24 protein-coding genes and 2 pseudogenes are annotated in these 25,072 nt (G+C 69.0%); 19 read left to right on the plus strand and 7 right to left on the minus strand.

The window, feature by feature from the left end; all coding sequences use genetic code 11:
- Nucleotides 1-101 precede the first annotated feature (101 nt).
- Nucleotides 102-596: a lamin tail domain-containing protein gene (locus AB0915_RS11145; protein ID WP_366690813.1), complete on the plus strand. Its 495-nt coding sequence runs from the start codon at nt 102-104 to the stop codon at nt 594-596.
- Between the two features lie 124 nt (nt 597-720).
- Here AB0915_RS11145 and AB0915_RS11150 read toward each other — a convergent pair whose 3' ends face one another.
- The 3 genes from AB0915_RS11150 to AB0915_RS11160 form a co-directional block, all read right to left on the minus strand.
- Nucleotides 721-1,554, minus strand: a complete 834-nt coding sequence (locus tag AB0915_RS11150) for a pentapeptide repeat-containing protein (RefSeq protein WP_366690851.1) — start codon at nt 1,552-1,554, stop codon at nt 721-723.
- Nucleotides 1,555-1,876: 322 nt separating this feature from the next.
- Nucleotides 1,877-3,028 carry an agmatine deiminase family protein gene (locus AB0915_RS11155; RefSeq protein WP_366690814.1) on the minus strand — a complete coding sequence of 384 codons (1,152 nt, stop codon included), beginning with the start codon at nt 3,026-3,028 and terminating at the stop codon, nt 1,877-1,879.
- 228 nt (nt 3,029-3,256) lie between these two features.
- Nucleotides 3,257-3,895 (minus strand): helix-turn-helix domain-containing protein, encoded by a 639-nt coding sequence (locus tag AB0915_RS11160; protein WP_366690815.1) that lies wholly within the window; start codon nt 3,893-3,895, stop codon nt 3,257-3,259.
- A 127-nt stretch (nt 3,896-4,022) separates the two neighbouring features.
- Between AB0915_RS11160 and AB0915_RS11165 the strand changes: the two genes are divergently transcribed.
- Both AB0915_RS11165 and AB0915_RS11170 read left to right on the plus strand, forming a co-directional pair.
- A complete protein-coding gene (locus tag AB0915_RS11165; protein WP_366690816.1) occupies nt 4,023-4,238 on the plus strand; it encodes a hypothetical protein in 216 nt (71 codons plus the stop codon).
- A gap of 11 nt (nt 4,239-4,249) precedes the next feature.
- Complete coding sequence (locus tag AB0915_RS11170) at nt 4,250-4,828, plus strand: helix-turn-helix domain-containing protein (protein ID WP_366690817.1); 579 nt, start codon at nt 4,250-4,252, stop codon at nt 4,826-4,828.
- Between the two features lie 352 nt (nt 4,829-5,180).
- On the opposite strand, the gene AB0915_RS11175 is transcribed toward AB0915_RS11170, so the two are convergent.
- The gene (locus AB0915_RS11175) at nt 5,181-5,735 is read right to left on the minus strand and encodes an SMI1/KNR4 family protein (protein WP_366690818.1); all 555 of its coding nucleotides are present in this window, start codon (nt 5,733-5,735) and stop codon (nt 5,181-5,183) included.
- Nucleotides 5,736-5,862: 127 nt separating this feature from the next.
- Here AB0915_RS11175 and AB0915_RS11180 point away from each other — a divergent pair.
- Nucleotides 5,863-5,964, plus strand: a pseudogene (locus AB0915_RS11180) (IS5/IS1182 family transposase); the annotation flags it as partial.
- A 22-nt stretch (nt 5,965-5,986) separates the two neighbouring features.
- Here AB0915_RS11180 and AB0915_RS11185 read toward each other — a convergent pair.
- Nucleotides 5,987-6,169 carry a histone-like nucleoid-structuring protein Lsr2 gene (locus tag AB0915_RS11185; protein ID WP_366690852.1) on the minus strand — a complete coding sequence of 61 codons (183 nt, stop codon included), beginning with the start codon at nt 6,167-6,169 and terminating at the stop codon, nt 5,987-5,989.
- 39 nt (nt 6,170-6,208) lie between these two features.
- Nucleotides 6,209-6,679: pseudogene (locus AB0915_RS11190) on the minus strand (SMI1/KNR4 family protein); the annotation flags it as partial.
- Nucleotides 6,680-7,161: 482 nt separating this feature from the next.
- On the opposite strand from AB0915_RS11190, the gene ureA reads away from it, so the two are divergent.
- The 14 genes from ureA (at nt 7,162) to AB0915_RS11260 (ending at nt 22,551) form a co-directional block, all read left to right on the plus strand.
- Complete coding sequence (gene ureA, locus AB0915_RS11195) at nt 7,162-7,875, plus strand: urease subunit gamma (protein ID WP_366690819.1); 714 nt, start codon at nt 7,162-7,164, stop codon at nt 7,873-7,875.
- Entirely contained in the window at nt 7,872-9,620 is a 1,749-nt protein-coding gene (locus AB0915_RS11200) for an urease subunit alpha (protein ID WP_366690820.1), read from the plus strand. The genes ureA and AB0915_RS11200 overlap by 4 nt, the downstream gene beginning before the upstream one ends.
- Before the next feature lie 64 nt (nt 9,621-9,684).
- Nucleotides 9,685-10,707: an agmatine deiminase family protein gene (locus tag AB0915_RS11205; RefSeq protein WP_366690821.1), complete on the plus strand. Its 1,023-nt coding sequence runs from the start codon at nt 9,685-9,687 to the stop codon at nt 10,705-10,707.
- A gap of 76 nt (nt 10,708-10,783) precedes the next feature.
- Complete coding sequence (locus AB0915_RS11210; protein ID WP_366690822.1) at nt 10,784-12,451, plus strand: ABC transporter substrate-binding protein; 1,668 nt, start codon at nt 10,784-10,786, stop codon at nt 12,449-12,451.
- Nucleotides 12,448-13,407, plus strand: coding sequence for an ABC transporter permease (locus AB0915_RS11215; RefSeq protein ID WP_366690823.1), 960 nt, complete (start codon nt 12,448-12,450; stop codon nt 13,405-13,407). The genes AB0915_RS11210 and AB0915_RS11215 overlap by 4 nt, the downstream gene beginning before the upstream one ends.
- Nucleotides 13,404-14,258 (plus strand): ABC transporter permease, encoded by an 855-nt coding sequence (locus AB0915_RS11220; protein WP_366690824.1) that lies wholly within the window; start codon nt 13,404-13,406, stop codon nt 14,256-14,258. The genes AB0915_RS11215 and AB0915_RS11220 overlap by 4 nt, the downstream gene beginning before the upstream one ends.
- Nucleotides 14,255-15,232 carry an ABC transporter ATP-binding protein gene (locus AB0915_RS11225; protein ID WP_366690825.1) on the plus strand — a complete coding sequence of 326 codons (978 nt, stop codon included), beginning with the start codon at nt 14,255-14,257 and terminating at the stop codon, nt 15,230-15,232. The genes AB0915_RS11220 and AB0915_RS11225 overlap by 4 nt, the downstream gene beginning before the upstream one ends.
- Nucleotides 15,225-16,022 (plus strand): ABC transporter ATP-binding protein, encoded by a 798-nt coding sequence (locus AB0915_RS11230; RefSeq protein ID WP_366690826.1) that lies wholly within the window; start codon nt 15,225-15,227, stop codon nt 16,020-16,022. The genes AB0915_RS11225 and AB0915_RS11230 overlap by 8 nt, the downstream gene beginning before the upstream one ends.
- Before the next feature lie 539 nt (nt 16,023-16,561).
- Nucleotides 16,562-17,521, plus strand: coding sequence for an agmatine deiminase family protein (locus tag AB0915_RS11235; RefSeq protein WP_366690853.1), 960 nt, complete (start codon nt 16,562-16,564; stop codon nt 17,519-17,521).
- A gap of 343 nt (nt 17,522-17,864) precedes the next feature.
- Entirely contained in the window at nt 17,865-19,121 is a 1,257-nt protein-coding gene (locus AB0915_RS11240) for a sensor histidine kinase (protein WP_366690827.1), read from the plus strand.
- Nucleotides 19,093-19,788, plus strand: coding sequence for a response regulator transcription factor (locus tag AB0915_RS11245; RefSeq protein ID WP_366690828.1), 696 nt, complete (start codon nt 19,093-19,095; stop codon nt 19,786-19,788). Before AB0915_RS11240 ends, AB0915_RS11245 begins: the two co-directional genes overlap by 29 nt.
- Nucleotides 19,789-19,937: 149 nt before the next feature.
- Nucleotides 19,938-20,876, plus strand: coding sequence for an ATP-binding cassette domain-containing protein (locus AB0915_RS11250; RefSeq protein WP_366690829.1), 939 nt, complete (start codon nt 19,938-19,940; stop codon nt 20,874-20,876).
- A complete protein-coding gene (locus AB0915_RS11255) occupies nt 20,873-21,685 on the plus strand; it encodes an ABC transporter permease (RefSeq protein ID WP_366690830.1) in 813 nt (270 codons plus the stop codon). The genes AB0915_RS11250 and AB0915_RS11255 overlap by 4 nt, the downstream gene beginning before the upstream one ends.
- A gap of 401 nt (nt 21,686-22,086) precedes the next feature.
- Complete coding sequence (locus AB0915_RS11260) at nt 22,087-22,551, plus strand: zf-HC2 domain-containing protein (RefSeq protein ID WP_366690831.1); 465 nt, start codon at nt 22,087-22,089, stop codon at nt 22,549-22,551.
- Nucleotides 22,552-22,648: 97 nt separating this feature from the next.
- On the opposite strand, the gene AB0915_RS11265 is transcribed toward AB0915_RS11260, so the two are convergent.
- The gene (locus AB0915_RS11265) at nt 22,649-23,182 is read right to left on the minus strand and encodes a histidine phosphatase family protein (protein ID WP_366690832.1); all 534 of its coding nucleotides are present in this window, start codon (nt 23,180-23,182) and stop codon (nt 22,649-22,651) included.
- Nucleotides 23,183-23,865: 683 nt separating this feature from the next.
- Here AB0915_RS11265 and AB0915_RS11270 point away from each other — a divergent pair.
- Nucleotides 23,866-25,050: an AI-2E family transporter gene (locus tag AB0915_RS11270; protein WP_366690833.1), complete on the plus strand. Its 1,185-nt coding sequence runs from the start codon at nt 23,866-23,868 to the stop codon at nt 25,048-25,050.
- Nucleotides 25,051-25,072 lie beyond the last annotated feature (22 nt).

Here is a 25,072-nt window from a genome sequence, read left to right on the forward strand (position 1 = left end):
CGCACGGTTGCCTTCACATATCCATCATGTTTTCTGCATCTCTTCATCACGGGTTGTGTATGCTCCAGGCGCTTCATCCGCACCATTGGGGGGACTTCCTCATGCGCATACGCCATGCCATATCCACTGTCGCCGCTGCCGGGGCCATCGCGGTTGTTGCCGTTGCCCCGGCACAGGCAGCCGAGTACTCGTCGGCGCTGAAGATCAAGGGTGTCCAGTACGACGCGCCGGGCCCGGACTCCAACAAGTGCTCCACCGGGAACTCCAAGGACGAGTACCTGACGATCAAGAACTACTCGTCGAAGGCGACCGTCAATCTCAAGGGCTACGTCGTCAAGGACGCCGCGGGCAACCGCTTCACCTTCTCGACCAGCCACTATCTCGAGCCCGGTGACTACGTAAAGCTGCGGGGAGGCCACGGCACCGACTCCGACGCCAAGAACGTCGTCTACCGTCAGAACTGCAACTTCATCTGGAACAACGACAAGGACACCATCTACCTGTACAAGCCGTCAGGCAGCCGGGCCGACGTCCACGCCTACACCAAGAGTGGCTCCGACCCCGACCGCAACGGCTATATCAACTACCACGGCTGACGCACCATCACTGCACACCGCAGGGAACGGCGGCAGAGGGTGAGTGCTCTGCCGCCGGCTCGCCGGCGGCCCCGGGGCGGCGCAGGCACAGTGGCGACCGCGGTCGTCGTGGCCCCGCCGCGGGCTACCAGTGCGCGGGACGGGTGAGGGCGGCAGGCAGCTTGGTGGCCGAGTCGCCCTTGGCCGCGTTGAGCTGGGCCTGGGTGAGGAAGATGCTCCCGGTGAGGTCGGCTCCGCTCAGGTCGGCGCCGCGCAAGTCCGCCCCGATCAGGTCGGCCATGCGCAGGTCGGCCTTCTTGAGGTCGGCCCCGATGAGGCAGGCACCGCGGAAACTGGCCCCCCGCAGGCGGGCGCCGCCCAGCCTGGCCCCGATCAGCTGGGCTCCCCGGTGGTTCTTCTTACGGCCGGGCACCTCGGCCCGCACCAGGTCACTGGTCCGCAGCAGCAGAGCGTTCACATCGTCGCGCAGCGCCGCCACGTCAAGGTCCGTGAGCGATGCGGCATCCCCCCGGGTGAGGCCGTCGACGCGCTTCAGCGACCGGCGCAGGTCCGGGTGGACGGGGCGGGCCGACGCGAGGTCGAGGGCCTCGGTGACGTACCAGAGCAGTTCGTGGAGCTGTCGCATCACCGGCAGGACCTCGAACATCGGACGGGCAGTCTCCGGCGCCTGCCGCCAGTCCGTTCCACCGAAGGTGACCTGCGAGACCTTCTGGCCCGCACCGAAGCAGTCGAACACGGTGCAGCCCTGGAAACCCTTCTCCCGCAGACGTGTGTGGATGCCGCAGCGGAAGTCCGTCTGAAGGTTCGCGCACGGCTGCCCGGCGTCCTTGTCCACCGCGAAGTCGGCGGAACGGGCGAAGGGCAGCGCGACACAGCACAGCCCGAAGCAGCTCGCGCAGTCGGCCTGCAGATCGTTGCGGCCGCTGCTGTCGGACGGGGCCGCGTGCTTCTGGGACAAGTGCGTGCTCTCCTGTGACGAGACGAGCATGGCGGTTTCGCCGCGCTCAGAGGCGAGCGTCCATTCTCGCAGACGGCACATGCCTGCCGTCCGCGGGAGCACGGCCGCGAGGGCGTCGGCGGGCTCAGTCCGCATGGATTCGGTGGTCGGCGCTCCCTCCAGGAGACGGCCTGCTCCGGCTCGGTGGCCATCTGGGGCAGCAGATCCCCCCGGCCGTGCGCGGCGACGAGTTGCCCCACCCTGATCGGCAGGCCCTCCCGGCTCTGTCCCAGCGGCAGGCTGATCGCGGTGCCACAGCCGCCCCGTACGGCGGGGCGCGGGATCAGGCGGCCGGCTTGCCGGGCTGGTCGTGTGTGGAGCAGTGGATCCCGCCGCCCCCGGAGGCGATGGTGTCGATCCGAACGGGCACGATGTCGCGCTTGGGGAAGTGTTCCTGCAGGATGCCCCGCGCGCGGTCGTCCGCCTTCCTGTCGCCGAACCTGGGCATGAACACGGAGTCGTTGGCGACGTAGAAGTTGGCGTAGCTCGACACGAAGTCGTCGCCGCTTCCCGTGATCCTGTCGAGGTCGGGCTGCGGCAGGTCGATCACCTCGAAGCGCCGACCCCGGGCGTCCGTCGCCTTGGTGAGTACGGAGTTCGCCTGGTCGGCCGCGCGCGACCAGGAGTCTGCGGGCATGCCGGGGAAAGCTCTGTCCAGAAGGACGACACCAGGTGCGGCGAACCGCACGAGGCTGTCCACGTGCGCGTCGGTGATGTCTTCGCCGCGTACGCCGGCCAGCCAGACCACCTTGTCCACGCCCAGAGTCTGCTTGAGCTCGGCCGTGATCTGATCCCGGTTCTTTCCCCGGTTGCGGTTGCTGTTGACGATCGAGCTCTCGGTGATCAGCAGCGTGCCCTCGCCATCGGTCTCGAAGGAGCCGCCCTCGGCGACCAGGGGCGCCTTCGTACGGGGTATCCCGTACATCGGCAGCAGAGTGCTGCCCACTCGGCCGTCATTCGCGTGCTCCTGCTTGTTGCCCCATCCATTGAAGTTGAAGTCGACACCGACGACCTTGCCCGCCTCCTCCACGAACACGGGCACGGTGTCGCGTGCCCACAGGTCGTCGACAGCGAGCGGGACGACCTCGACCTGGGAGCCGCATGCCTTCTGGGCCGCTGCCTGCTGATCGGGCCTGGCCAACATCACGACGTACTCGTACTCCGCGATGGAGCGCGCGACACGCGCGATGTCCTTCCGTACGTACGGCAGGTCCTCCGCCCACACCGATTCCAGGGCGGGCCACGACATGAAGGTACGCGTGTGACTTTCCCACTCGGCGCCGAGCCGGCGCTCTTCGTCCGTCGCGACGTCCTCACCGGCGCGGGAAGCCCCCGCCGAATCGCCAGGTCCGCAGGCCGCGGCACCAAGAGCGAGAGCGCCGACGCCGGCAAGCGCACGGAGGGCTGTACGACGGGAGGGGGGACGGTGGAACACGGTGAACTCCGATCGTGGACTGGCAACACTGTCCAGCGGCCATGAACCGGGCGCGGAGAGCCCTCGCGCAGCAGGAATCGCAGGCCTGGGCCCCGTAGGCGGCAGCAGTGCGGAGGCGTACTTCGGGCGTGAGTACCGCGAAGGCTGGTGGGATGGACGCACCGCCACTCTGACACTGACTGGAAATTCAGTCAAACAGTCCGGTGTGCGTACACCGGTCCCGTGCGGTCATCGCAGGGTGTGCGACGCGACGGCTGGGCGGGGTCGGGGTGGGGCGCCGTGGGCCGGGTGCCGGCCCAGCTGCTCCACCTCCACGGCGATCGCCTCGCGCATCAGCTCTCGGGCGTTCCCCAGTGGCAGGATGCCGCTCAACCAGCGGGCGCTCAGCCCTTCGAGCAGTGCGGTCAGCCGTTCGGCGGACGCGATCAGGGCAGGGTCGGGCGCTCCCGTCCGGGTGCGGCCGAGGGCGTCCGCCACCTCGCGGACCCACATCAGACCCGCCCGGGCAAGCTCGTCCTGCAGCTGTGGATCGAAGACCGCGCTGGCTCGCAGCTCGCCCCATGCGGTGCTGTTCTCCCGCACCTCGGGAACCTCCTGGAACTCCAGCAGAAATGACTGTTCCAGCTCTCGGCGTGGGGAGGAGGGGCGTGCGGGACCGGACCGTCCCCCGGTGTACCGCTCGGCCCGGTCGCTGATGAACTCGAGTGTGTGGCGCAGAAGTCCGGCGTGGTCCTCGAAGTAGTAGTAGATCAGGGCCTTGGAGACTCGCGCCTCGGCTGCCAGTTCCTCCATCCGCAGCCCTCTGACCCCTTGGCGTGCGATGACTCTGGCAGCCGCTTGCAGGATGGCCGTTCTGCGGTCCCTCACCGTGCGCTCCCGTTCTGGCAGGTCGACTGGTCACTGTCTTATGTTGACTGAATCTTTGGTTAGTAGCACGATCGTTCACCAGATACCGCTTCTGCATCCCGTGGCGGCCTGCGGGGGAGTGGGGTCGGTGGGAGCGTCATCCGGACGGACTCCGGTTCGCGCCGTGCCCGCCTGCGCGGTTGGCACGGTCCTGATCGCGTCGGCGGCTGTCCTCGCGGTGCTCGTACCGGTCGGTGCCGCGGGATACTCCCTGGACTACCCCGAGGAGACGGCGGCAGGTCTTTCGGCCGGTGCCGCCCAGCCGGCCGCAGCCCGGCACATGCGCCCGGGAACGGACCGATAGGGTTCGTGTTCATGGCGTCTCGCAGCACTCAGATCCTTGAAGCGGCCGCCCGGGTGATCGCCCGGCGCGGGGTCCGCGGTCTGCGCGTGGAGGAGCTCGCCGCCGAGGCGGGTGTGTCCACGGGGCTGATCTACTACCACTTCAAGGACCGCACCGGGATCCTCCGCCACACGCTTGAGTTCATCAACGACCGCGCCGAGCGCTACACCACGGCCCGCGACCCGGACGCCGAACCGCTCGGCCCCCGCGAGGAACTCGAACAGATCCTCCTGCTGGAACTGCAGGACACGGCCGAGGTGCGGGAGAACAGCTCTGCATGGGGCGAGTTGCGGGCAAGTGCTGTCTTCGATCCGGTGCTGCGTGAGGATCTCGCCAGGGCGACCCTTGTGTGGGTGCAGGAGGTGGCCGCTCTGCTGGGCCAGGTGCAGCCGATGGCCTCGGCGGCGATGCTGGCCGCGGCCGCCGAACGGCTTACCGCCCTGCTGGAGGGGCTGAGTATGCGCTGGCTCAGCGGTGGACTCAGGGTCGACCATGCGCGTGCCCTGATGCAGGGCGCCATCGAAGCGGAACTCGCGCGGCTGCGGAGCTAAGGGCTGTCCCGTCATTCCTGGCGGGCACACGACGACAGCTGCGGCACCTCGCTGCGTTGTCGGAACGCCGTAATGCACCCAGTATGAGGACGCCCCTCCGCCTTGCGATGCACCGGACCTGACGCCGCGTGCCGATCCGCCAGGGATGACGGGACAGCCCTTAGGTGTGTTTCGGAAGTGGATCTCGAACGGTGCGGCGAAGGTTCAAATCGCGGTGGGAGATCCAAAGCAGTGCAGTCATTGACGGCAACCAGGACCGGATGGACGCAGCCAAGCCGCAGTAGCACAGCAGAAACAGCAGTGGGCCCGTGGTGTCGGTCGGCACCGTGGGCCTACGTGCGTATGCCGATCATCAGTCCCAGATCAGCCTGCCGCCCTGAACACGTCCAGTTGCGCCCTGCGCCCCCGCAGAAATCTGCTCCATGAGGACGACCATCTCGCTGAACAGAACGGTCAGTGATTCGTGAACTCCGAAGGATGGCGCATCCCCATCGCCGAATGAACCGATCTGACCGCTACGCGCATCCAGGAACTTGCCGTAACAAGCATCATCGTCCGAGACGATCGGAATCCACTGCTCATGCCAGAAGGGAAACTCCGGATCGTCGGACGGATCGTCGCGCTCGATCTCCATCTTGAAGTGGTACGTCCGCTCCATGGCCGCGAGTCCCAGCAAATCGCGGTTGCTGCCGGGCACGACCCCCTCCGTGACACCAACAGGGACATTGTCGGCCCCGGAGGCCAGGAGCCACGTCCGAAGGTCGACCGGGAAGACGACGCCCATGCGCTTCTCTGCCGCAGTGATCGCCGCCGGCGTCGCGGGAGCGAGAACCGACGATGCAGTCGCCGGTGCATTCGTCTCCAGCCAGTCCACCAATCGCTGCCACACCAACTGCACGTCCCCCATGGTCATATCCCTCTCTCTGAACGTCTACCTCAAGGCCTCACAGCGCACCCTACGGCCCGACAGCGAAGCGCCCCAGAAGCGCAACGGCGTGCGCGAGGACGACTTCGGCTGTGTGTTCTGCGGCATCAACCGCCTCAAGAGGCACCGGGCCGTGGCCACCAGATACGACAAGCTCGCAGTCCGCTACGAGGCGACAGTCCTCATCGCCGCGATCAACGACTGGCTGTGACCGGCACCTTCGGACTCGGCGCTCACCGTGATGCTTCGTACGCCTCGCGAATGGCTGCGGGGATACGTCCGCGGTCATTGACCAGGTAGCCGTTCGCACGAGCCCAGAGACGTACGGGTTCATCCTCCGGACGCGGATCGCGTCCACGGGCCCTGCCAGGTCCGCCCCAGGCACCCGATGAAACTCCCTCAAGCTGGTCAGCCACATCCTGAAAGAAGGCGAACAACGAGGCGTACTCGCTGTCTTCAGGGAACGACCCCTCGCTCCAAGACCCCACCGTACCGGTGCTCGTGTTCACGAACTTCCCGTAGACACCGTCGAGCTCCGAGACGATCGGCACCCACTCCCTGCGCCAGGACGGGTAGTCAGTATCTCCGGACGGTGCCAATTCCTCCATGGCCATCTTGTGGCGGTAGACACGCTCGACGTCCATGAGGCCCAGAAGGAGTCCGCCACTGGGGAGGACGCCCGGGCACCCCAGCGCCACCAGCCCCGATCCGGCATGAGGCTGCCGACCTGCATCGATGTCGTGAGCCAGAAGCCACTGCCGCAGCTGCGCTGGCAGTTTTAGGCCCATGCGCAGTTCGGCTTTGTGGATGGCCGCCTGACTCCCCGGGCCGCCGAGAGCAGCGAACACATCAGGGGCATGATGTTCAAGCCACGCGGTCACCCGGCCCCACGCCTGCCGTGCGTCTCCTGCCCTCTGAGGATCCATGGGCAGACCGTACTCAATGCCACTGACAGTGCATGTTCCAGCTGCGCCGTTGTGCGCCAGTCGCGACGCCCAGCACTCTGGCCACTTCCGATACACGCACTAGTTGCCAGGGGTACCCGTTCCCACGTCCCCTCCTTTCTTCCGGCCGTTCCGCGGTCAGGTGTGGATGTCGTGTGAGGGGTGACGGATCCGGCTGTTACGTGCGCCATCCCTTGACTGAGTTTTCAGTCAGTGTCACAGTGGCTCCGCCGCAGAGCACGGCGGCCCGCTCGCCCGTATCGGTGAGGGGCCGTCAGGAAGTCACACGCAGTCACCCCCGTCACCGCCTGCGCCCCACGCAGTGCCAGGGGAAGCCCAGCGGACCCTCGGTTCTCCCTCGCGGAGCGACCCCGTACCGGCAGTCCGCCGACCTTCCGGAAGTAGGAAATGAACGCCACGTATGCGACCGGCGCAGCCGTCGGGAGAGTCAGTCGGAGGCCGTCATGCCTCTGACTCCCACCGAGCGGGACCGCCTGCTGCTGTTCACTGCTGCCGAGCTTGCCCGGTCCCGCCATCGGCGGGGACTGCGGCTCAACGTACCCGAGGCGACCGCGCTGATCGCGGACACAGTCTGCGAGGCGGCACGTGACGGCCTGCGACTGGCAGCTGCCCTCGAACGCGGCCGCAGCGTACTGGGCCCCGACGACATCCTGCCCGGGGTCGGCGATGTGGTCACCGAGATCCAGGTCGAGGCCGTCTTCGACGACGGCACCCGCCTGGCCGTCATCAGTGACCCGTTCGGCGCCTGGGGCAGGCGCGACGGTGCCCCGGGTGCGGTGCTGCCGGCCTCGGAGAGCGTGGAGGCGCCGACGCCGGCCACGACGCTGACCGTACGCAACACCGCCGCGGTGCCGATCAGCGTGACGTCCCACTTCCACTTCTTCGAGGCCAACCCGCGCCTGCGCTTCGACCGTGCCGCCGCCTACGGCATGCGTCTGGCCGCGCCCACCGGGTCCTCCACGCGGTTCGACGCCGGCGGCGCCGTCGAGGTCGGCCTCGTGCCGATGGGCGGCGACCGCATCGCCATCGGCTTCGCCGGTCTCGTCGACGGCCCCCTCGATGCCCCGGGGGCGAAGGAAGAGGCCCTGCGCAAGGCCGCGGCCTGCGGCTACCTCGGCGCGGACGGTGTCCACGGCCCGGAAGGAACGAACCCATGAGCAAGCCGACCAGGCACAGCGATCACTGTGCGCCGGGCAGCCGGCACATCGACGCGCACGAGTACGCGACCGTGCACGGCCCCCGCGCCGGGGACCGGATCCGGCTCGGGGACTCGGGTCTCGTCGTGCGCGTCGAGTCCGATGCGCAGCGGCCCGGCGACGAGTTCCTGGCCGGATTCGGCAAGACCGCCCGCGACGGACTGCACCTCAAGGCCGCCGCCGTACGCGAGACCTGCGACGTCGTCATCAGCAACGTCCTGGTCATCGACGCCGTGCAGGGCATCCGCAAGGTGTCCGTCGGCATCCGCGAGGGCCGGATCCACGCGATCGGCCGGGCGGGCAACCCCGACACCCTCGACGGCGTGGACGTCGTCGTCGGCACCGGGACGACGATCATTTCGGGGGAGGGGCTGATCGCGACAGCGGGTGCCATCGACACCCACGTGCACCTGCTGTCGCCGCGGATCATGGAGGCGTCGCTGGCGAGCGGTGTCACCACGATCATCGGCCAGGAGTTCGGGCCGATGTGGGGAGTCGGCGTCAACTCTCCCTGGGCACTGAAGCACGCCTTCAACGCGTTCGACGCCTGGCCCGTCAACATCGGCTTTCTCGCCCGCGGTTCCTCCTCCGAGCCGACGCCCCTCGTCGAGGCACTCGCGGAGGGCGGGGCCTGCGGCTTCAAGGTCCACGAAGATCTCGGCGCACACACCCGGGCGCTGGACACGGCGCTGCGGGTGGCCGACGACCACGACGTGCAGGTCGCCCTGCATTCGGATGGCCTCAACGAGTGCCTGTCGGTGGAAGACACCCTGAGCGTTCTGGACGGCCGTACGATCCATGCCTTCCACATCGAGGGCTGCGGCGGCGGCCACGTCCCGAACGTCCTGAAGATGGCGGGCGTGCCGAACGTCATCGGCTCCTCCACCAACCCGACCCTGCCTTTCGGCCGGGATGCCGTCGAAGAGCACTACCGCATGATTGTCTCCGTCCACGCCCTGAAGACCGACCTGCCCGGCGATGAGGCGATGGCCCGGGACCGGATCAGGGCCGGGACGATGGGGGCCGAGGACGTCCTGCACGACCTGGGCGCCATCGCGATCACCTCCTCCGACGCGCAGGGCATGGGCAGGGCCGGCGAGACCATCCGCCGCACCTTCGCCATGGCCGGCAAGATGAAGGCCGAGCTGGGGCCGATGGAGGGCGACGGCGAGGGAGACGACAATGCGCGTGTCCTGCGCTACATCGCCAAGCTGACGATCAACCCTGCCATCGCCCACGGCCTCGCGCACGAGGTCGGCTCCATAGAGGTCGGCAAGATGGCCGACATCGTGCTCTGGCGACCCCCGTTCTTCGGTGCCAAACCGCAGATGGTCATCAAGAGCGGATTCCCCGCCTACGGCGTCACCGGCGACCCCAACGCCGCTACCGATGCCTGCGAACCACTCGTGCTCGGACCGCTGTTCGGGGCCCACGGGGCCGCACCGGCGGACCTCTCGGTGGCGTTCGTCAGCCGCGCCGCGGCGGAGTCCGGGTCGTCCGGCAGGCCCTATGACGCTCTGGCCACCCGCCGTCGACGCGTTGCCGTGCGCGGCACACGCGGTATCGGTCCCGCGGACATGGTCGGCAACGCGCGCCTGGGAGAGGTCCAGGTCGACGCGCGCAGCGGTCTGGTCACCCTCGACGGAGCGCCCTTGCGTTCCGAGCCGGCGCACGAGGTCTCCCTCGGGCGCCTCTATTTTCTGTGACTCCATTCTTGACTGAATTTTCAGTCAAGAGCTGCTCCATCCACTCAAAGAAGAGAGATACGTGATGACCGCGTTCCGTATGCCCGCCGAATGGTCCGAGCACGAGGGCTGCCTGATGGCCTGGCCCACCCGTGCGGACCTGTGGGGCAGTGTCCTTGACGCCGCGAAGGAGGAGTACGCGAACGTCGCCCGGGCCATCGCGGAGTTCGAGCCCGTCACCATGGTCGCCCCGCCCGGCTGCGGCGGCGATGCCCGCACCTATTGCGGCGATGACGTCACCGTGGTGGAGCTGCCGCTGGACGACTCGTGGTTCCGCGACTCCGCCCCGCTGTTCGTCCTCGACGGCGACGGTCGGCGCGCCGGTGTCGACTTCCGTTTCAACGCATGGGGCGGCAAGCACCACCCGTACGACGCCGACGACCGCGTGAGCGGCCTGCTTCTGGACCGTCTCGGCATCGAGCGGATCCACTCCGAAATGGTCCTGGAGGGCGGGTCGATCACGGTCGATGGCGAGGGCACGCTGATCACCACCGAGCAGTGCCTGCTCCACCCCAACCGCAACCCCGGCATGAACCGGGACGAGATCGAGGCGGAGCTGAGGGCCCGTCTGGGCGTCAGCAAGGTGATCTGGCTTCCGTACGGCGGTCTGCTGGACACGGAGACCGACGGTCACGTCGACGGCGTCTGCGCCTTCGCGGCCCCCGGCAAGGTCGTGGTCTCCCTGCCTGACGACCCCGCGCATCCCGACTTCGCCCGGATGCGCGCCAACCGCGCGGTGCTGGAGGTCACCACCGACGCCCAGGGCCGACCGCTGGAGATCATCGACGTCCCCCAGGCGGCGTTCGTCGACCTGGCCCACGCCCCCGGCGGCCAGGTCGAGGTGTCCTACCTGAACCACTACATCGCCAACGGCGGTGTCGTCGTCCCGGTGGCCGGTCTGCCCCAGGACGAGGACGCCCTCGCCGTGATCGCCTCGGCCTACCCCGGCCGCAAGGTCGTCGGCGTTCCGGCACCCGCGATCGCATTCGGCGGCGGCGGCGTCCACTGCATCACCCAGCAGATCCCCCTGGCGCCCCCCATCGCATGAAACCGGAATCAACCTGGCCGACGGGCCGGCCCCACGGCCCGTCGGCCACCCCGCCGAACGGAGAGAAAGCGCCACGATGACCACACCACCCCCACCCTGCACCAGTAGACGGCGCCGCGGCGTGCGCGGCGGCTTCGCCGCGGCAACCGCCGCACTGTCCTCGTTCGCCTTGCTCGCGGCCTGCGCCGGCCCTCCCAGGAGCGGGGCGGACACCCCCGGTACCTCCTTCGCTCTGTCGCCGGGAACACCGCGGGCCAGGGGGAACATCGACTCCTTCACCTGGGCTGTCTACGCCGAGCCGCCCACGCTGGACTACACCGTGGCGTTCGACTACCCGCAGAACACGATCCTCTCCAACGTGTGCGAGAGCCTGATGCGTTGGACACCGGGACTCACCACCGAGCCGGGTCTGGCCCGAAAGGCATCGAATCCCGACCCCACCACCTGGGTCTACGATCTGCGCCTGGGCGTGCGCTTCCACGACGGCAAGGAGATGACCGCCGACGACGTGGTCTTCAGCCTGGGCCGGCAGATGAACCCGGACAACGCCGCCGCCTGGGCCCAGGTGTTCCAGAACGTCGCCTCCGTGGAGAAGACCGGCCCGCTCCAGGTCACCGTCAAGCTCAAGAAGGCAGACTCCCAGTTCCCCCAGTACATGGCTACCGCCGCGGGCGTGGTGGCCTCCAAGGCCGGTGTCGAGGCAGCAGGCAGGGACTACGGCACCTCCGGCGGCCTCGCCTGCACCGGTCCGTTCGAGCTGGGCACCTGGAACAAGGGCCAGTCGATCGAACTGGATCGCTTCGACGGCTACTGGGGCACCAAGGCCAAGTCCGGCACAGTAGTGTTCCGCTTCCTGACCGACCCTTCCGCCCGTACCAACGCCCTGCTCAGCGGGGAAGCCGACGGCGGATATCTGATCCCCACCGAGAGCTACGCCCGGCTGCGCAACAGCGACGCGGGCACCCTGTACTTCGGCGAGGGCCTCAGCACCGTCAACGTCAATATCACCGACATGCAGGGCCCGCTCGGCGACATCCGCGTACGCCGCGCACTGTCCCTGGCCCTCGACCGGTCCGGGTTCGTCAAGGCCGGCCTCGGCGGCGCCGGCACCGTCACCAACTCGCTCACCACCCGTGCCGCCTGGGCCGAATCCTCGGAACAGACCAGGAAGGCCGCCTTCGACAGTCTGCCGCCGGCCACCCAGGACATCGAGAAGGCCAAGGCACTGATCAAGGAGGCCGGCGCCACCGGCAGGACCCTGACCGTCGCCACCAGCTCCATCGGCCAGGACGTCTCCCTCCTGGCCACCGCGGTCCAGGCAGCCGGCACCCGGATCGGCCTGAGAATCCAGCTCAAGACCATCGCGCCGAACGCGTTCACCGCGCTGTTCACCGATCCCAAGGCGCGCGAGGGCATCGACATGTTCCCGCTCACCTACTACGACTCGATCACCGACCCGCTGGACCTGCTGACGAACTTCAAGACCGGCGCCTACCTGAACTTCGCCGGCTTCAGTGACAAGGCGTACGACAAGCTGATCGACCGGGCCACCGCCGTCTACCACCCGGACCGTCGGCTGCAGTTGGAGGCCGAACTCCAGAAGCGCGCCGCCGAGCAGCTGCTGTGGATCCCGGTCGCGGAGTGGCCCACAGCAGTGTTCCTCAACGAGAGGATCACAGGCGCTCCCACGACCATCTCGTACATGTACTACCCGTGGGCCGCCGATGTGGGGGCCGCGACGTGAACTTCGTCAGATTCGCGGTGCGACGGATGGCGGAGATGGCCGCCACTCTGCTCGGTGCGTCGTTCGTGGTCTTCGGCGCGATGTACCTTGCGCCGGGCAGCCCGGCGAGTTTCCTGCTTTCGGGCCGCTCGGCCTCGCCGGAGGCGCTCGCCGCGATCAACGCCCAGTACCACCTGGACGACCCGTTCTTCATCCGGTACCTCCGGTGGCTCGGCGACGTGATGCAGGGCGACTTCGGGCGCTCGATCACCTACCGCACCGACGTGTCCCGCCTCCTGGCCGACCGCCTTCCCACCACCCTGCTGCTGGTCGCGATGGCGCTGGTCGTGGTCGTCGTCGTCGGACTGCTGCTCGGCCGGCTCGCCGCCGTGCGCGGCGGCGCCACCGACTCCGCGATCCTGGTCACCACTACGCTCGCCGTCGGCACCCCGTCCTTCGTCGCGGCAGTCCTGCTCCAGGGCCTGTTCGCCGTCGGCCTCGGCTGGTTCCCGAGCAGTGGAGCGGGCGAGGGCTTCGGTGACATGGTCTGGCACCTGACTCTCCCGGCAATCGCGCTCGCGCTCTACCTGATCGGCATGCTCGCCCGGGTCACCCGCTCCGCCATGCTCGAAGCCCTCGGAAGTGAGCACGTCACGGTGGCTCGCAGCCGCGGGGTCCCCGAACGTCAGGTGATCAGCCGTCATGTGTTCCGCAACTCGATGGGCACCGTCCTGACCACCGGCGGACTGATCGTCTCGACGCTCCTGGTCTGCACGATCCTGGTGGAGAGTGCCTTCAGCATCGGAGGCATCGGCCAGCTCCTCGAACTGTCCACCACCACCAAGGACTTCCCCACCGTTCAGGCCATCTCCCTGATCATCGTCGCCCTGTTCATGATCGTGAACCTCATCGTCGACCTGCTGCTGCCCCTGGTCGACCCGCGGATCACCCTCGGATCGAGGAGGTCCTCCGCATGACCGCAGTCCTCACCCGCCGGCCCGGCCTCTCCAGGATCCGCTCCGCCGGGTCACCGCTCTACGTGATCTGTCTGGGCTTCGTCGCCCTCGTCGTCGCAGCCGCGTTGCTCGCCCCCTGGGCGGTGCCCTACGACCCCAACAGCATCGACCTGGGCAACGCACTCGCCGGACCCTCTGCCGGGCATCCCCTCGGCGTGGACGCAGCCGGCCGCGACACCCTCTCCCGTCTGCTCCTCGGAGCCCGCACCTCGCTGCTGGGCCCCCTCGGGGTAGTCGTGTTCTCCACCGTCGCGGGCGTGGCCATCGGTACGGCCGCGGCCTGGAAAGGCGGGTGGATCGACTCCGCCCTCTCGCGCAGCACGGAACTGGTCTTCGCCTTCCCCGGGCTGCTGCTGGCCATTTTGATCATCTCGGTCTACGGCGAGGGGCTGCTCGCCCCGGTCATCGCGCTGGCCATCGCTTACCTCCCCTACGTCAGCCGCCTGACCCGCTCCCTGGTCCTGGCGGAACGCGAACGCCCTTACGTCAGTGCCTATCAGGTCCAGGGCCATGCGCCGATTCAGATCTGTCTGCGCCACATCCTGCCCAATATCGCCCCCGTCGCCCTCGCCCAGTCCACCATCAACTTCGGCTACGCCCTCATGGACCTCGCCGGCCTCTCCTTCCTCGGACTCGGCGTGCCCGCGCTCACCCCCGACTGGGGCCGCATGGTCTTCGACGGACAGACCGCCATCCAGTACGGCTACCCGCTGTCCGCGATTCTGCCCTCCGTCCTCATCGTGCTGACCGTGGTCGCCTTCAACGTGGTCGGCGAACGCTGGGCCGACCGCGTCGCCAGGAGAGAGCGATGAACACACTCGACATCCAAGGGCTGCGGATCACCCTGCCCGGCACCGCCCGCCCGGTCCTCGACGGTGTCGACCTCACCGTCGCCGCCGGCGAGACCGTCGCCCTCGTCGGTGAGTCCGGCTCCGGGAAGACCCTTACCTCCCGCAGCGCACTACGCCTGCTACCGCCCGGCGCCACCGCCGAGGGCGCCGTCCGCGTCAACGGCCATGACGTGCTCACCATGCACACCGATCAGCTGCGCGCCCTACGCACCGGCACAGTGGCCATGATCTTCCAGGATCCGCGTGCCGCCATCAACCCGCTGCGCCGCATCGGTGACTTCCTCACCGAAAGCGTCCGCCGCACCCGGACCATGAACCGGGTGGACGCGACCGCCCGGGCCACCGAGCTGCTCCGGGCGGTCGGGCTGGACGCCTCCGCCCTGCACAAGTACCCCAGCCAGGTCTCCGGCGGCATGCTGCAGCGCGTCATGATCGCAGCGGCCCTCATGGGTGACCCGGCCCTCCTGCTCGCCGATGAGCCCACCACCGCCCTGGACGTCACCACGCAGGCCGAGGTCGTGGCCCTCCTCGCCGAACTGCGCGAACGCTTCGGCACCGGACTGCTGTTCGTCACCCACGATCTCGACCTCGCCGCCGCCATCAGCGACCGCGTCTCCGTCATGTACGCGGGGCGGATCGCCGAGAGCGGCCCCGCGGAAACCCTCTTCACACACCCGCGTCACCCCTATACGGCGGCCCTGCTCGCCTCCACGCCCCGTCTCACGACTCCCGGCGGCAGACTCGCCGCCATCGACGGCCAGCCTCCCGACCTGCGCGCGGTTCTGACCGGTTGCTCCTTCGCCGCCCGCTGCCCGCTCGCCACCGAGGTCTGCGACCAGCAGACCCCCGTACCCCAGCCCGTCCCGGGGCAGCCCCGACACCAGGCCGCCTGCCACCACAGCGACCGGCTCGACAGGAGCGCCGTCGATGTCTGAGCACGTACTGCAGACCGTGGACCTGAGACGCACCTTCGGAACAGTGCGCGCCGTGGACGGTGTGTCCTTCACCCTGCCGGTGGGCGGTTCCCTCGGCATCGTCGGCGAGTCCGGCTCCGGCAAGACCACCACCGCCCGGATCGTCGTGGGCCTGGAGCAAGCCGACGCCGGTGAGGTCTTCGTACGGGGCCGATCCCGGCCCCGTGGCGTACGGGGCCGCGCACAGCGTCTCGCCCGTGCCCGTGAGGTCCAGATGGTCTTCCAGGACCCCTACCTGTCCCTCGATCCGAGGACGAGCGTCGAGGCGGTCCTGCGCGAGACTCTGCGCCTGCACTTCCCCGACATGAACCACGCCCGGCGTGTGTGCGAACTCCTCGACCAGGTGGGCCTCGGAACACGCGCAGCCGACGCGCTGCCCAGGCAGCTGTCGGGCGGCCAGCGCCAGCGTGTGGCCATCGCGCGGGCCCTCGCGGTGGAGCCGGCCGTTCTCGTCCTGGACGAAGCGGTTGCCGCACTCGACGTGTCGGTGCAGGCGCAGGTCCTCAACCTGCTGGCCGACATCCGGCAACAGACGTCGATCGGCTATCTGTTCATCACCCACGACCTCGGCGTGGTCCGGTGCGTCACCGACGACGTCATCGTCATGCGCCACGGCAGCGTCGTCGAGGCAGGCGCCACCGCCGAGGTGCTCGCCGCGCCCCAGCATCCCTACACCCGGCTCCTCCTTGAGTCCGTGCCCCATCCCGGCTGGGACCCGGAACGGATCGCGTCAGCCCGACGGGCTCTGTGACAGACCGTCACCGCCTCGGCCACCTTAGAGCCTGTCGGGTGACCTCTGATCGGGCGCCCACGCCCTGGCACGCACGCTTCCCGCGTTGCCGAAATGCCCTAGTAGCTCCGCTACGAGAGCCTTCCGGCGCCTTGGAATCGCACGCACCAGACCGCGTCCGCTTTCCGATCGAAGGTCACCCGACAGGCTCTTAGAGGAGCTCACAAACTGGGCGCCCGGTGCGCGACGTCTGGCACGCACGCTCGCTGCGTTGCCGAAATGCCCTAGTAGCTCCTCCAAGGCTTTCCACTCAACTGCGGACACTCCGCGAACATTCGTCACAGGAGGCACAAGTGAACGATCACGCAGCGGGCCGACCCTCCGGATCGGGCCCGGGCAGGCGCAGTTTCCTGGCAGCCGCAGGGCTGACCGCAATGGGAGCGACCCTGGCGGCGGCAGCCCAGGGACGGGCCGGGGCCGTGTCCCGACCGAGCGGGACCACAGCCCCGGCAGGCTCCTTCATCGTCCCGGTCGAGGACGTCCGTCACACTCGCACCTGGATGGCCTGGCCGGACAGCACCGCCATCTGGGGCCGCGCGCTCAGCGGAGTCCAGGCGGACATCGCACTGATCGCCCGGACCATCGCCACATACGAACCCGTCATCATGTGCGCCAACTCCGCGAGCGCCGCCAGGGCGCGGTCGATGTGCGGATCCTCGGTCACGGTCATCAGCTCCATCCCGGTCGATGACTGCTGGATGCGTGACACGGGCCCGGTTTTCCGCACCGACGGCGCCGACGGCCTGGACGCGATCGGCCTGAACTTCAACGGTTGGGGCAACAAGCAGACCCACGCCAGGGACGCACTCGTCGCCGAGCGGATCGCCACATACGCCGGTGTGCCGTTCACCCACGCCGATCTGGTCGGCGAGGGCGGTGCTGTCGAACAGGACGGCAACGGCACCCTCATGGCGACCCGCAGCAGTTTGATCAACCGCAACCGCAACCCCGGAATGTCGCAGAGCCGGCTCGAGACCGCGATGTGCGCAGCGTACGGCGCCTCCAAGGTCATCTGGTTCGACGGCGTGTACGGCCAGGACATCACGGACGACCATGTCGACGCCACGTCGCGCTTCCTTTCCCCCGGGGAAGCACTTGTCCAGATGCCGCCGGCGTCCGACAACGACGCCTATGCCCGGGACGCGCGTCAGCAGTACCGCATCCTGCGCGAATCGACGACAGCCACCGACCGGCCGATGGACGTGATGCAACTCCAGGGCCCGGACTACAACAAGATCCGCTCCACCAGCCGGGACTTCCTCGCCTCCTACGCCAACTTCTACCTGTGCAACGGCGCTGTCATCTGCGCCCACTTCGGTGACACCCAGGCAGACGCCGCAGCGAAGGCAACCCTGGCCCGGCTCTACCCTGATCGAGTCATCGAACAGCTCGACATCGACCGCCTCGGCACCGGAGGCGGCGGCATCCACTGCGTCACGCAGCAACAACCTGTCCCGTAACCGTCAGAAACGACAGGCGCGCCCCGGGGCCGGACTCGAACCGGCACGGGGCGCTGCCTCGCACCGGCCTCTGGCGTGGCGCTCGCCAGTCAGGGGCAGGCGGCGTCGTGGTCCGCGGTTCCGTGGTGGGGGGAAGCAAACAGGGCGGGCCGCGCCCGGCCGGGCCGAAGGAGAAGCCCGCAGCCTGTGCCGCTGGCCGGAGCGTACCGGCGTGGCCACCCCGATGGAGGCCGCCGTCCCGGCCTTCAAGCCCTCACGTAACCCGGTCAACGGCGCCGTGCCCGGCGCCGCCCCGCCGAACCGACACGATGCCTGACCCGGCCACCGCGCTTACGGTGGTGAGATGGCAGTGATCAACGGTTGGAGGCGGGAAGCACGAGCCAGGCCTGGCGTGGTGGACGCGCTGTTGTCGGCCGTGCTGTTCGGGCTGTCGGTTGTGGCTTCTGCTGTTGTGCCGGACGAGCACCGGATCGAGTACCGGTGGCAGGGCGTGGTGCTGGCGGCGGTCGGCTGCTCGGCGTTGATGTGGCGGCGCCGTCACCCATTCGGCGTACTGGCTGTCGCGGTCGGCTGCGGGGTGCTTTTTCAGGTGCTCGGATTCCGGGAGAGCCCGGTGGTGGCAAGCCCGGTCGATGTGTCCGTCTACACCGTGGCGGTGCAGACCGACCGGCGCACCACCTGGACCGCGACGTCGATCACGGCCGCCGTCCTGGTGGGGGCGGCCGTGGTGTTCGCCCCGGGATCGTGGCTGGAGCCGGAGAAGGCGGTGATGCTGGCGTGGACGGCTCTGTCGGCCGCCATCGGGGACGCGGTGCGGTCACGCCGTGCCTATGTGGCAGCCGTGGAGGAACGGGCGGAGAACGCGGAGCGGACCCGTGAGCAGGAGGCACAGCAGCGGGTCGCGGCTGAGCGGGTCCGGATCGCGCGGGAGCTGCACGACGTCGTCGCGCACCACATCGCCTTGATCAACGCTCAGGCAGGCGTCGCCGTCCATCTCGCGGAGCGGCAGCCGGAGCAGACACTCGCCGCTCTGGAGAACATCCGGGACACCAGCCGGTCGGCGCTGGATGAACTTCGCGTGACCGTCGGCCTGCTACGGCAGTCGGGTGATCCGGCGGCGCCGCGCGATCCGATGCCGGGTCTGACGCAGCTACCGGCTCTGCTGGCGTCGTTCGAAGGCGCAGGCCTGGTTGTCAGGCACAGTCAGCGGGGTGTCAGTGAACCTCTGGCGCCGGCAGTCGACCTGGCCGCGTACCGCATCGTGCAGGAGGCCCTGACCAATGTGCACAAGCACGCCGGCGCGGACCACGCCCGATTGTTCCTGCACTACCGCCCCGACTGGCTGACGATCACCATCGAGGACGACGGACGCGTCGGACCGAACCACCAGCCGACCCAGGGAACGGGGCACGGGCTGATCGGGATGCGTGAGCGGGCTGCCATCGTCGGGGGCACGCTGTACGCGGGAGCCCGCCCGCAGGGTGGGTTCGCTGTGACTGCCGATCTGCCTCTGCGAGCCACAACGGCCACGGGCGGTCCGGCAACGAACGGACCGCCGAGGAGAGATGGGTATGACGATCCGCGTGCTGCTCGCCGATGACCAGGCCCTGCTGAGGGGCACCTTCAGGATGCTGTTCGATGCTGCGGACGACATGGAGACCGTGGGCGAGGCGTCCAACGGCCGCGAGGCAGTGGAGCTGGCCCATGCGCAGCACCCGGATGTGCTCCTGATGGACATCCGCATGCCCGAGATGGACGGCCTCGCCGCGACGCGGCTGATCGGCGAGTCGGAAGACCTCGCAGGGGTGAAGGTCCTCATCCTCACCACCTTCGAGGAGGACGAGTACGTCGCCGAGGCGCTGCGCGCGGGTGCGAGCGGCTTTCTCGGCAAGGGCGCGCGGCCCGAGGAGCTTCTCGAGGCCGTCCGCACGGTCGCCGCCGGGGAAGCGCTGCTGTGCCCGTCTGCCGCCCGAGCGCTGATCACGCGATTCCTGACGCAGCCCGAAGCGTGCCCGGCAGCCATCCACGAGCGGCTGGAGTGCCTGACACCACGGGAACGCGATGTCCTGGCGCTCGTCGCGCTGGGCCTGTCGAACGAAGAGATCGCCGATCGCCTGTTCATCAGCCCGCTGACCGCCAAAACCCACGTCAACCGCGCCATGACCAAGCTGGCGGCTCGTGACCGGGCCCAGCTCGTGGTCATCGCCTACCAGAGTGGCCTGGTCAGCCCGGCGATGGAGCCGACTCGCTCGGCAACATCCGCGTAATCGCCGGCACAGGTACGTGCCGAGTTCCGTCCCCGCTGTAGGCCGGCGGACTTCCTACCACGGACGTGGTACCCCGGAATCGCTACACGGGGACGATGCGCAAGGGGCCGTCCTCGGGCGAAAGTGAGGTGGTGAACGGAGGTTTCGCAATGATCGAAGCCCACTGCCTGACCAAGAGGTACGGCGACAGAACCGCCGTCGAGGATTTGTCCTTCACGGTCCGCCCCGGCATCGTGACGGGGTTCCTCGGTCCCAACGGGGCCGGCAAATCCACCACCATGCGGCTCATCCTCGGCCTGGACGCCCCCACCGCGGGGCATGTCACCGTCAACGGCCGCCCCTACGCCATGCACGAAGCGCCCTTGCGCGAGGTCGGGGCGATGCTGGAGGCCCGCGCCATCCACACCGGCCGCACCGCTTACCACCACCTGCTGGCCCTGGCCGCCACCACTGGTATCCCCCGCCGGCGCGTGAACGAGGTCATCGACCTCGTAGGCCTGCGCGAGGTCGCCAACAAGCGGGCCGGCGGGTTCTCCCTGGGCATGGGCCAGCGTCTCGGCATCGCCAGCGCGCTGCTCGGCGACCCTGCCACGGTCATCCTCGACGAGCCGGTCAACGGCCTCGACCCGGAGGGCATCCGGTGGATCCGAAATCTCCTCAAGAGCTTGGCGGGGGAGGGGCGCACGGTGTTCGTCTCGTCGCATCTGATGAGCGAGATGGCGCTCACCGCCGAACATCTCGTCGTCATCGGCCGTGGCCGGCTCATCGCCGACACCTCGGTCGAGGAATTCACCCGCGGCGCGGCCCGCACCGTGGTGCGCGTGCGGTGTCCGGAAATCGGCCGCTTGAAACGTCTGCTGGCCGGCCCGGACGTCACCCTCACCTCCTGCGCGCCCCACACCTTGGAGGTAGTCGGCCTGACGAGTGACCACATCGGCTCGGTCGCCGCCGGGCACGGGCTCACCCTGCTCGAACTCTCCCCCCAGAGGATCTCTCTGGAGGAGGCATTCATGGAACTGACCCGGGACGCGGTCGAGTACCGCGCCAACAGCACCGACGAGCCGGTCGAGGTAAGGAGCACGTCATGACTACGGTCCTTACGTACCCGCTCGACTCGGCAGCGCGCCCCGGCAAGGTGACCCTGCGGCGGGTCCTCAAGTCCGAATGGATCAAGCTGCGCACCGTGCGCTCCACGTCGATCACCTTGCTGACCGCCGTGGTAGCGATGGTCGGGTTGGGCATGCTGGTCAGTCACCTGCGGGCAGGCCACCTCGACGCGCGGGAGCTGGCGCACTTCAACGGAGCCGAGGTCAGCCTGGGCATGTACCGGCCCGCACAGTTGGCCATCGGTGTCCTCGGCGTCATGGTGTTCACGGGTGAGTACTCCACCGGAATGATTCACGCCACGCTCACGGCCGTCCCCAGGCGGCTGCCCATGCTGGTGGCCAAGGCCGCCGTCTTCACCGGCGTCGTCCTCGTCCTGATGACCGCAGCCGCTTTCGCCGCCTTCTTCGGTGGCCAGGCTGTCCTGTCCTCCGCTCACCTGGACACGCATCTCTCCGAACCCGGCGTCGCCCGTGTGGTTTTCGGAACCGCCCTCTACCTCACTGTCGTCGGACTGTTCGGCGTCGCCCTGGGCGCCATCATCCGCAGCTCTGCGGGAGCCATCGCCACGCTGGTGGGCATCCTGCTCGTCCTGCCCGGACTGGGCGCCCTGCTGCCGGCCGACTGGGCTCAGCACATCGACCCCTACCTGCCCAGCAACGCCGGACAAGCCGTGCTCGCCGTCGTCCCCGATCCCGCGATGGCCCCCTGGACAGGTCTGTCACTGTTCGCCGGATACGCAGCGGCCCTCCTGGGCCTCGCGGCCTTGCTCCTCAAGCGACGCGACGCCTGACCGGCGCAGGACGAAGCCGCACAACAGCGCCACAGGTTCGTCCCGCACCGGGGGCAGATGGTGAGGGACACGCCCATCACCACACTTTCGGGCCGCGGCCCCGGCGCCCACGGCACCGCGCACCATTCGCTGCGCCGCCCGCCCACCGCATCCCCGATCCACGGCTGAACCTCCTGGATCTTCCCGCTGCTGTTCGCAGCCACAGTCTTCCTCTCCCGGCGCCGGGCCGGCCCGCAGAGCGCAGGCCCCGCCGATCGAAGGCGACCCGCACCCACCAGGACAGCACCGCCGAACAGACCACTTCCGCCATGGACGTCACCGAGCAGGACCAGGATGACGCCCGCGACTGAACCCCATGGCCGCACCGACCGCGCGGCCCCCGCACCGAGAGGACACCCGCCATGTTCACCACACCCCAGGAATGCAGCACGATCCGTGAGCTGCTGGCCGGATACGCACTCAATGCCCTCGCCGCCGACGAAACCACTCGGGTCCGCGCCCACCTGACGACCTGCCCCGCCTGCCGGGACGAACACGACTGCCTCGCAGCGGTGAGCGCGCACCTGCCCCTGCTCCGCGATGCTCTCGCCCGCGACACCGGCCGACGGCAGCACCTGTACGTGCCCGCCCCGGCGGAGGGCTGCCACACGCCCCGTCACCAGCCCCGTCGGCGTCGGCCGGCCCGAGGGGTCATGGCCAGGCAGCTCACACTCACCCAACTGGTGAGCAGGACGCGTGCGTCAGGTGAACCCGCCAAGCGCGCGGGCAGGAATGCCCAGGGCCTCCGGGTGGCGGCAGACGGCGCGGAGGGGCAGGCCGCGTCTCAGCCTCTCCGCCGGGTGGCCACACCCCGGCCGGCCGCGTGAGGCCGAGGCGGGCCGATCGGCAGCGCTCCTCCCATGCCCTCGTCAACGACCGGATCGTCGTCGGAGCGCTGGTTCGGCCTGCTGGGGGCGGGGGTGCTCAACGCCCGACGGTCAGGCCGCGGGGAATCGCGAAGGCGGTGAGTGCCGCGGTATCGGGTCCGAGCCGGGCCCACGGCCCCGGGAACAGGAGCACGGCGATGGCCGAGGTCGGGAACTTTCCGTGGACCCGTGCGAGTGCCTGGTCGTCACCTTCTCCGGCCAGGGACAGGACCAGGTCCTGTACGCCTGGCTGATGGCCGATCAGCAGCACGGTCCGCCGTCGCTCCGGGACCGCACGCACCACATCGAGCAGGGCGGAGGCGGTTGCCTCGTAGACCCGCGGCTCGAAGACCACCTTCGGTACCGCACCGAGTTCCGCCGCGACAAGCTCCCATGTCTCACGGGTACGCCTGGAGGTAGAGCAGATGACCAGATCGGGCACACACCGAGCCTCGCGCAGCCACCGCCCGGCCGCCGGGGCGTCCCGGCGGCCCCGCCCGGCGAGCGGACGTTCATCGTCGGATACACCCTCCGGCCAGGCCGACTTGGCGTGCCGCAGCACGATCAGCTGGGTGTGCGCGGACCTGGGCACGGTCTCATCTCGCTTCCGCCGACTGCATGCCACCGACTCCGCGCCTGACGTCCGCCGCTGCTTGCCCGGAAGCCGGCAGCGCGCCGGGAGCGCTCTGCGGTACGAGCGTGCAGCTCGCGAGGACGAGGAACAGCCACGTGCCCTGACCGGCTCGCAGAATCGTGAGGCCCACAGGTGCTCCCTCAGGCTCGATGGGTCGGTTCCCCCAATGGCGGGCCGGAAACCGGCCGACCCTGACGGGACCAGTCTTGGTCGGCATCCGGCACCGAACCAGTCGATTGCTCCACCCGGCGGAACGCGCAAGGGACACCCCGGATGCGGACCGGGTCCATGACGGCGGCCTGGTGGGAGGCCCACCACGGCCGGAAGTGCGGCTCCTGGACCGACAGTTCACCGACGATGGTGTGGTCAGCCGGGCTGCCGCCGCAGTTCCGTCCCGGCCCCGCCTGTGTGACCCGTGGCCGTCCTTTGCGGGCAATCAGCCTGCGATCTCCGCAGGGAACCAGCGACTGCGCCTGTCGGGTGACTTCGCGAGTGTGCAGCCGCGGGAGCCGGGGGGACGCGACGCCGTCTGGTACCAGCAAGGAATGCCCAGGCGATCGCATCTCCAGCCCGACAATCCGGACCCTGGCTCCCGGCCTGGAAGGCGGAGGCATCTGGTCCGTGCGGCGTCGCGCCAGGCGATGCGTGGCATCAGGGGTCCCGCGCCTCGGGACCCGGGCTCGCAGCGCGCAGCGGTCGACCCGACGCAGGACCTGCATGTGCCCGCCGCGCTGCGGACGGCCGCTGCCTACGCCTGGCGGACGCTCGTCGTGGGAGCTGTCGTCTACGCCGTCTTTTCCGTGCTGGGACGGTTCCACGAGGTTGCGGTAGCAGTCTTCCTCGGCCTGGTCGTCACCGCGTTGTTGCGCCCGGCGGCTGACCTCCTGGCTCGTGTGATGCCGCGGCCACTCGCGGTGGCGGTGACGCTCCTCGGCAGTATCGTCCTGGTCCTCGGCGTGCTGTCCCTGGTCGGTGAGGCGGTCGCCGGAGAACGTGCCGGGCTGGAGCGGCAGTTCAGCGAGGGCCTTGCCAGGATCGAGCGGTGGCTGGAGAAGCCACCGTTCCGGTTGAACCCCGGGGCACTCAGCGACCTGCAGGTCCGGATCGGACAGTACCTGTCCAGCCATCGGTCCACCCTGATCAGCACGGCGCTCAGCGGCGTGGGCCGACTGGTGGAGGTGATGACCGTGTTCGCTCTCGCGCTGTTCTGCTCGGTCTTCTTCATCCACTCGGGCGACCGGCAGTGGGACTGGTTGTGTGAACAGCTTCCGGCGACGGCGCGGGAGCGAATGGAGATCGCGGGCCGAGCGGCGTGGCGGACGTTCACCGGATACACCCACGGCATCGTCGTGGTGGCCACTACCAACTCCGTACTCGTGGGACTTGCCCTCTTCGTACTCGGGGTGCCGCTGGCGATTCCGCTGGCGCTGCTGGAGTTCTTCGCCGCCTTCGTCCCACTGATCGGTTCACCCATCGCTCTCGCAGCGGCTGCCGTCGTGGCTCTGGCGTCCAAGGGCCCGTTCGTAGCGGTCGTTGTCATCGCGCTGATCGTCATCATCGGCCAGATCGAGGGGCACCTGCTGCACCCGATCGTGATGAGCTGGGCAGTCCGCCTGCATCCAGTCGTGGTCGCACTCTCGGTGATCGGTGGCGCGATCGCGGCGGGGGTGCTCGGAGCGGTGGTGGTTGTTCCGCTGGTGTCCGTCGTCTGGTCGGTCCATCAGGCTCTTCAGCGGGCACGGGGATCCACGCAGGCGAAGGCCACCCGTACGCGGTCGGCGACCGGCATGCGCGGGGGACGAGGGCCGAACGGTCCCGGCGTGTAGCGACCCGGGACCGGACCTTCGA

Source organism: Streptomyces sp. NPDC048411 (assembly GCF_040704695.1).
In the GTDB taxonomy this organism is placed as follows: domain Bacteria; phylum Actinomycetota; class Actinomycetes; order Streptomycetales; family Streptomycetaceae; genus Streptomyces.

Coding starts and splice junctions, on each gene's coding strand:
- AB0915_RS11145 (WP_366690813.1), top strand. CDS start 102: ATGCGCATACGCCATGCCATATCCACTGTCGCCGCTGCCGGGGCCATC.
- AB0915_RS11170 (WP_366690817.1), top strand. CDS start 4,250: ATGGCGTCTCGCAGCACTCAGATCCTTGAAGCGGCCGCCCGGGTGATC.
- AB0915_RS11175 (WP_366690818.1), bottom strand. CDS start 5,735: ATGGGGGACGTGCAGTTGGTGTGGCAGCGATTGGTGGACTGGCTGGAG.
- ureA (WP_366690819.1), top strand. CDS start 7,162: ATGCCTCTGACTCCCACCGAGCGGGACCGCCTGCTGCTGTTCACTGCT.
- AB0915_RS11200 (WP_366690820.1), top strand. CDS start 7,872: ATGAGCAAGCCGACCAGGCACAGCGATCACTGTGCGCCGGGCAGCCGG.
- AB0915_RS11205 (WP_366690821.1), top strand. CDS start 9,685: ATGACCGCGTTCCGTATGCCCGCCGAATGGTCCGAGCACGAGGGCTGC.
- AB0915_RS11210 (WP_366690822.1), top strand. CDS start 10,784: ATGACCACACCACCCCCACCCTGCACCAGTAGACGGCGCCGCGGCGTG.
- AB0915_RS11220 (WP_366690824.1), top strand. CDS start 13,404: ATGACCGCAGTCCTCACCCGCCGGCCCGGCCTCTCCAGGATCCGCTCC.
- AB0915_RS11225 (WP_366690825.1), top strand. CDS start 14,255: ATGAACACACTCGACATCCAAGGGCTGCGGATCACCCTGCCCGGCACC.
- AB0915_RS11230 (WP_366690826.1), top strand. CDS start 15,225: ATGTCTGAGCACGTACTGCAGACCGTGGACCTGAGACGCACCTTCGGA.
- AB0915_RS11235 (WP_366690853.1), top strand. CDS start 16,562: ATGGCCTGGCCGGACAGCACCGCCATCTGGGGCCGCGCGCTCAGCGGA.
- AB0915_RS11240 (WP_366690827.1), top strand. CDS start 17,865: ATGGCAGTGATCAACGGTTGGAGGCGGGAAGCACGAGCCAGGCCTGGC.
- AB0915_RS11245 (WP_366690828.1), top strand. CDS start 19,093: ATGACGATCCGCGTGCTGCTCGCCGATGACCAGGCCCTGCTGAGGGGC.
- AB0915_RS11250 (WP_366690829.1), top strand. CDS start 19,938: ATGATCGAAGCCCACTGCCTGACCAAGAGGTACGGCGACAGAACCGCC.
- AB0915_RS11255 (WP_366690830.1), top strand. CDS start 20,873: ATGACTACGGTCCTTACGTACCCGCTCGACTCGGCAGCGCGCCCCGGC.
- AB0915_RS11260 (WP_366690831.1), top strand. CDS start 22,087: ATGTTCACCACACCCCAGGAATGCAGCACGATCCGTGAGCTGCTGGCC.
- AB0915_RS11270 (WP_366690833.1), top strand. CDS start 23,866: ATGCGTGGCATCAGGGGTCCCGCGCCTCGGGACCCGGGCTCGCAGCGC.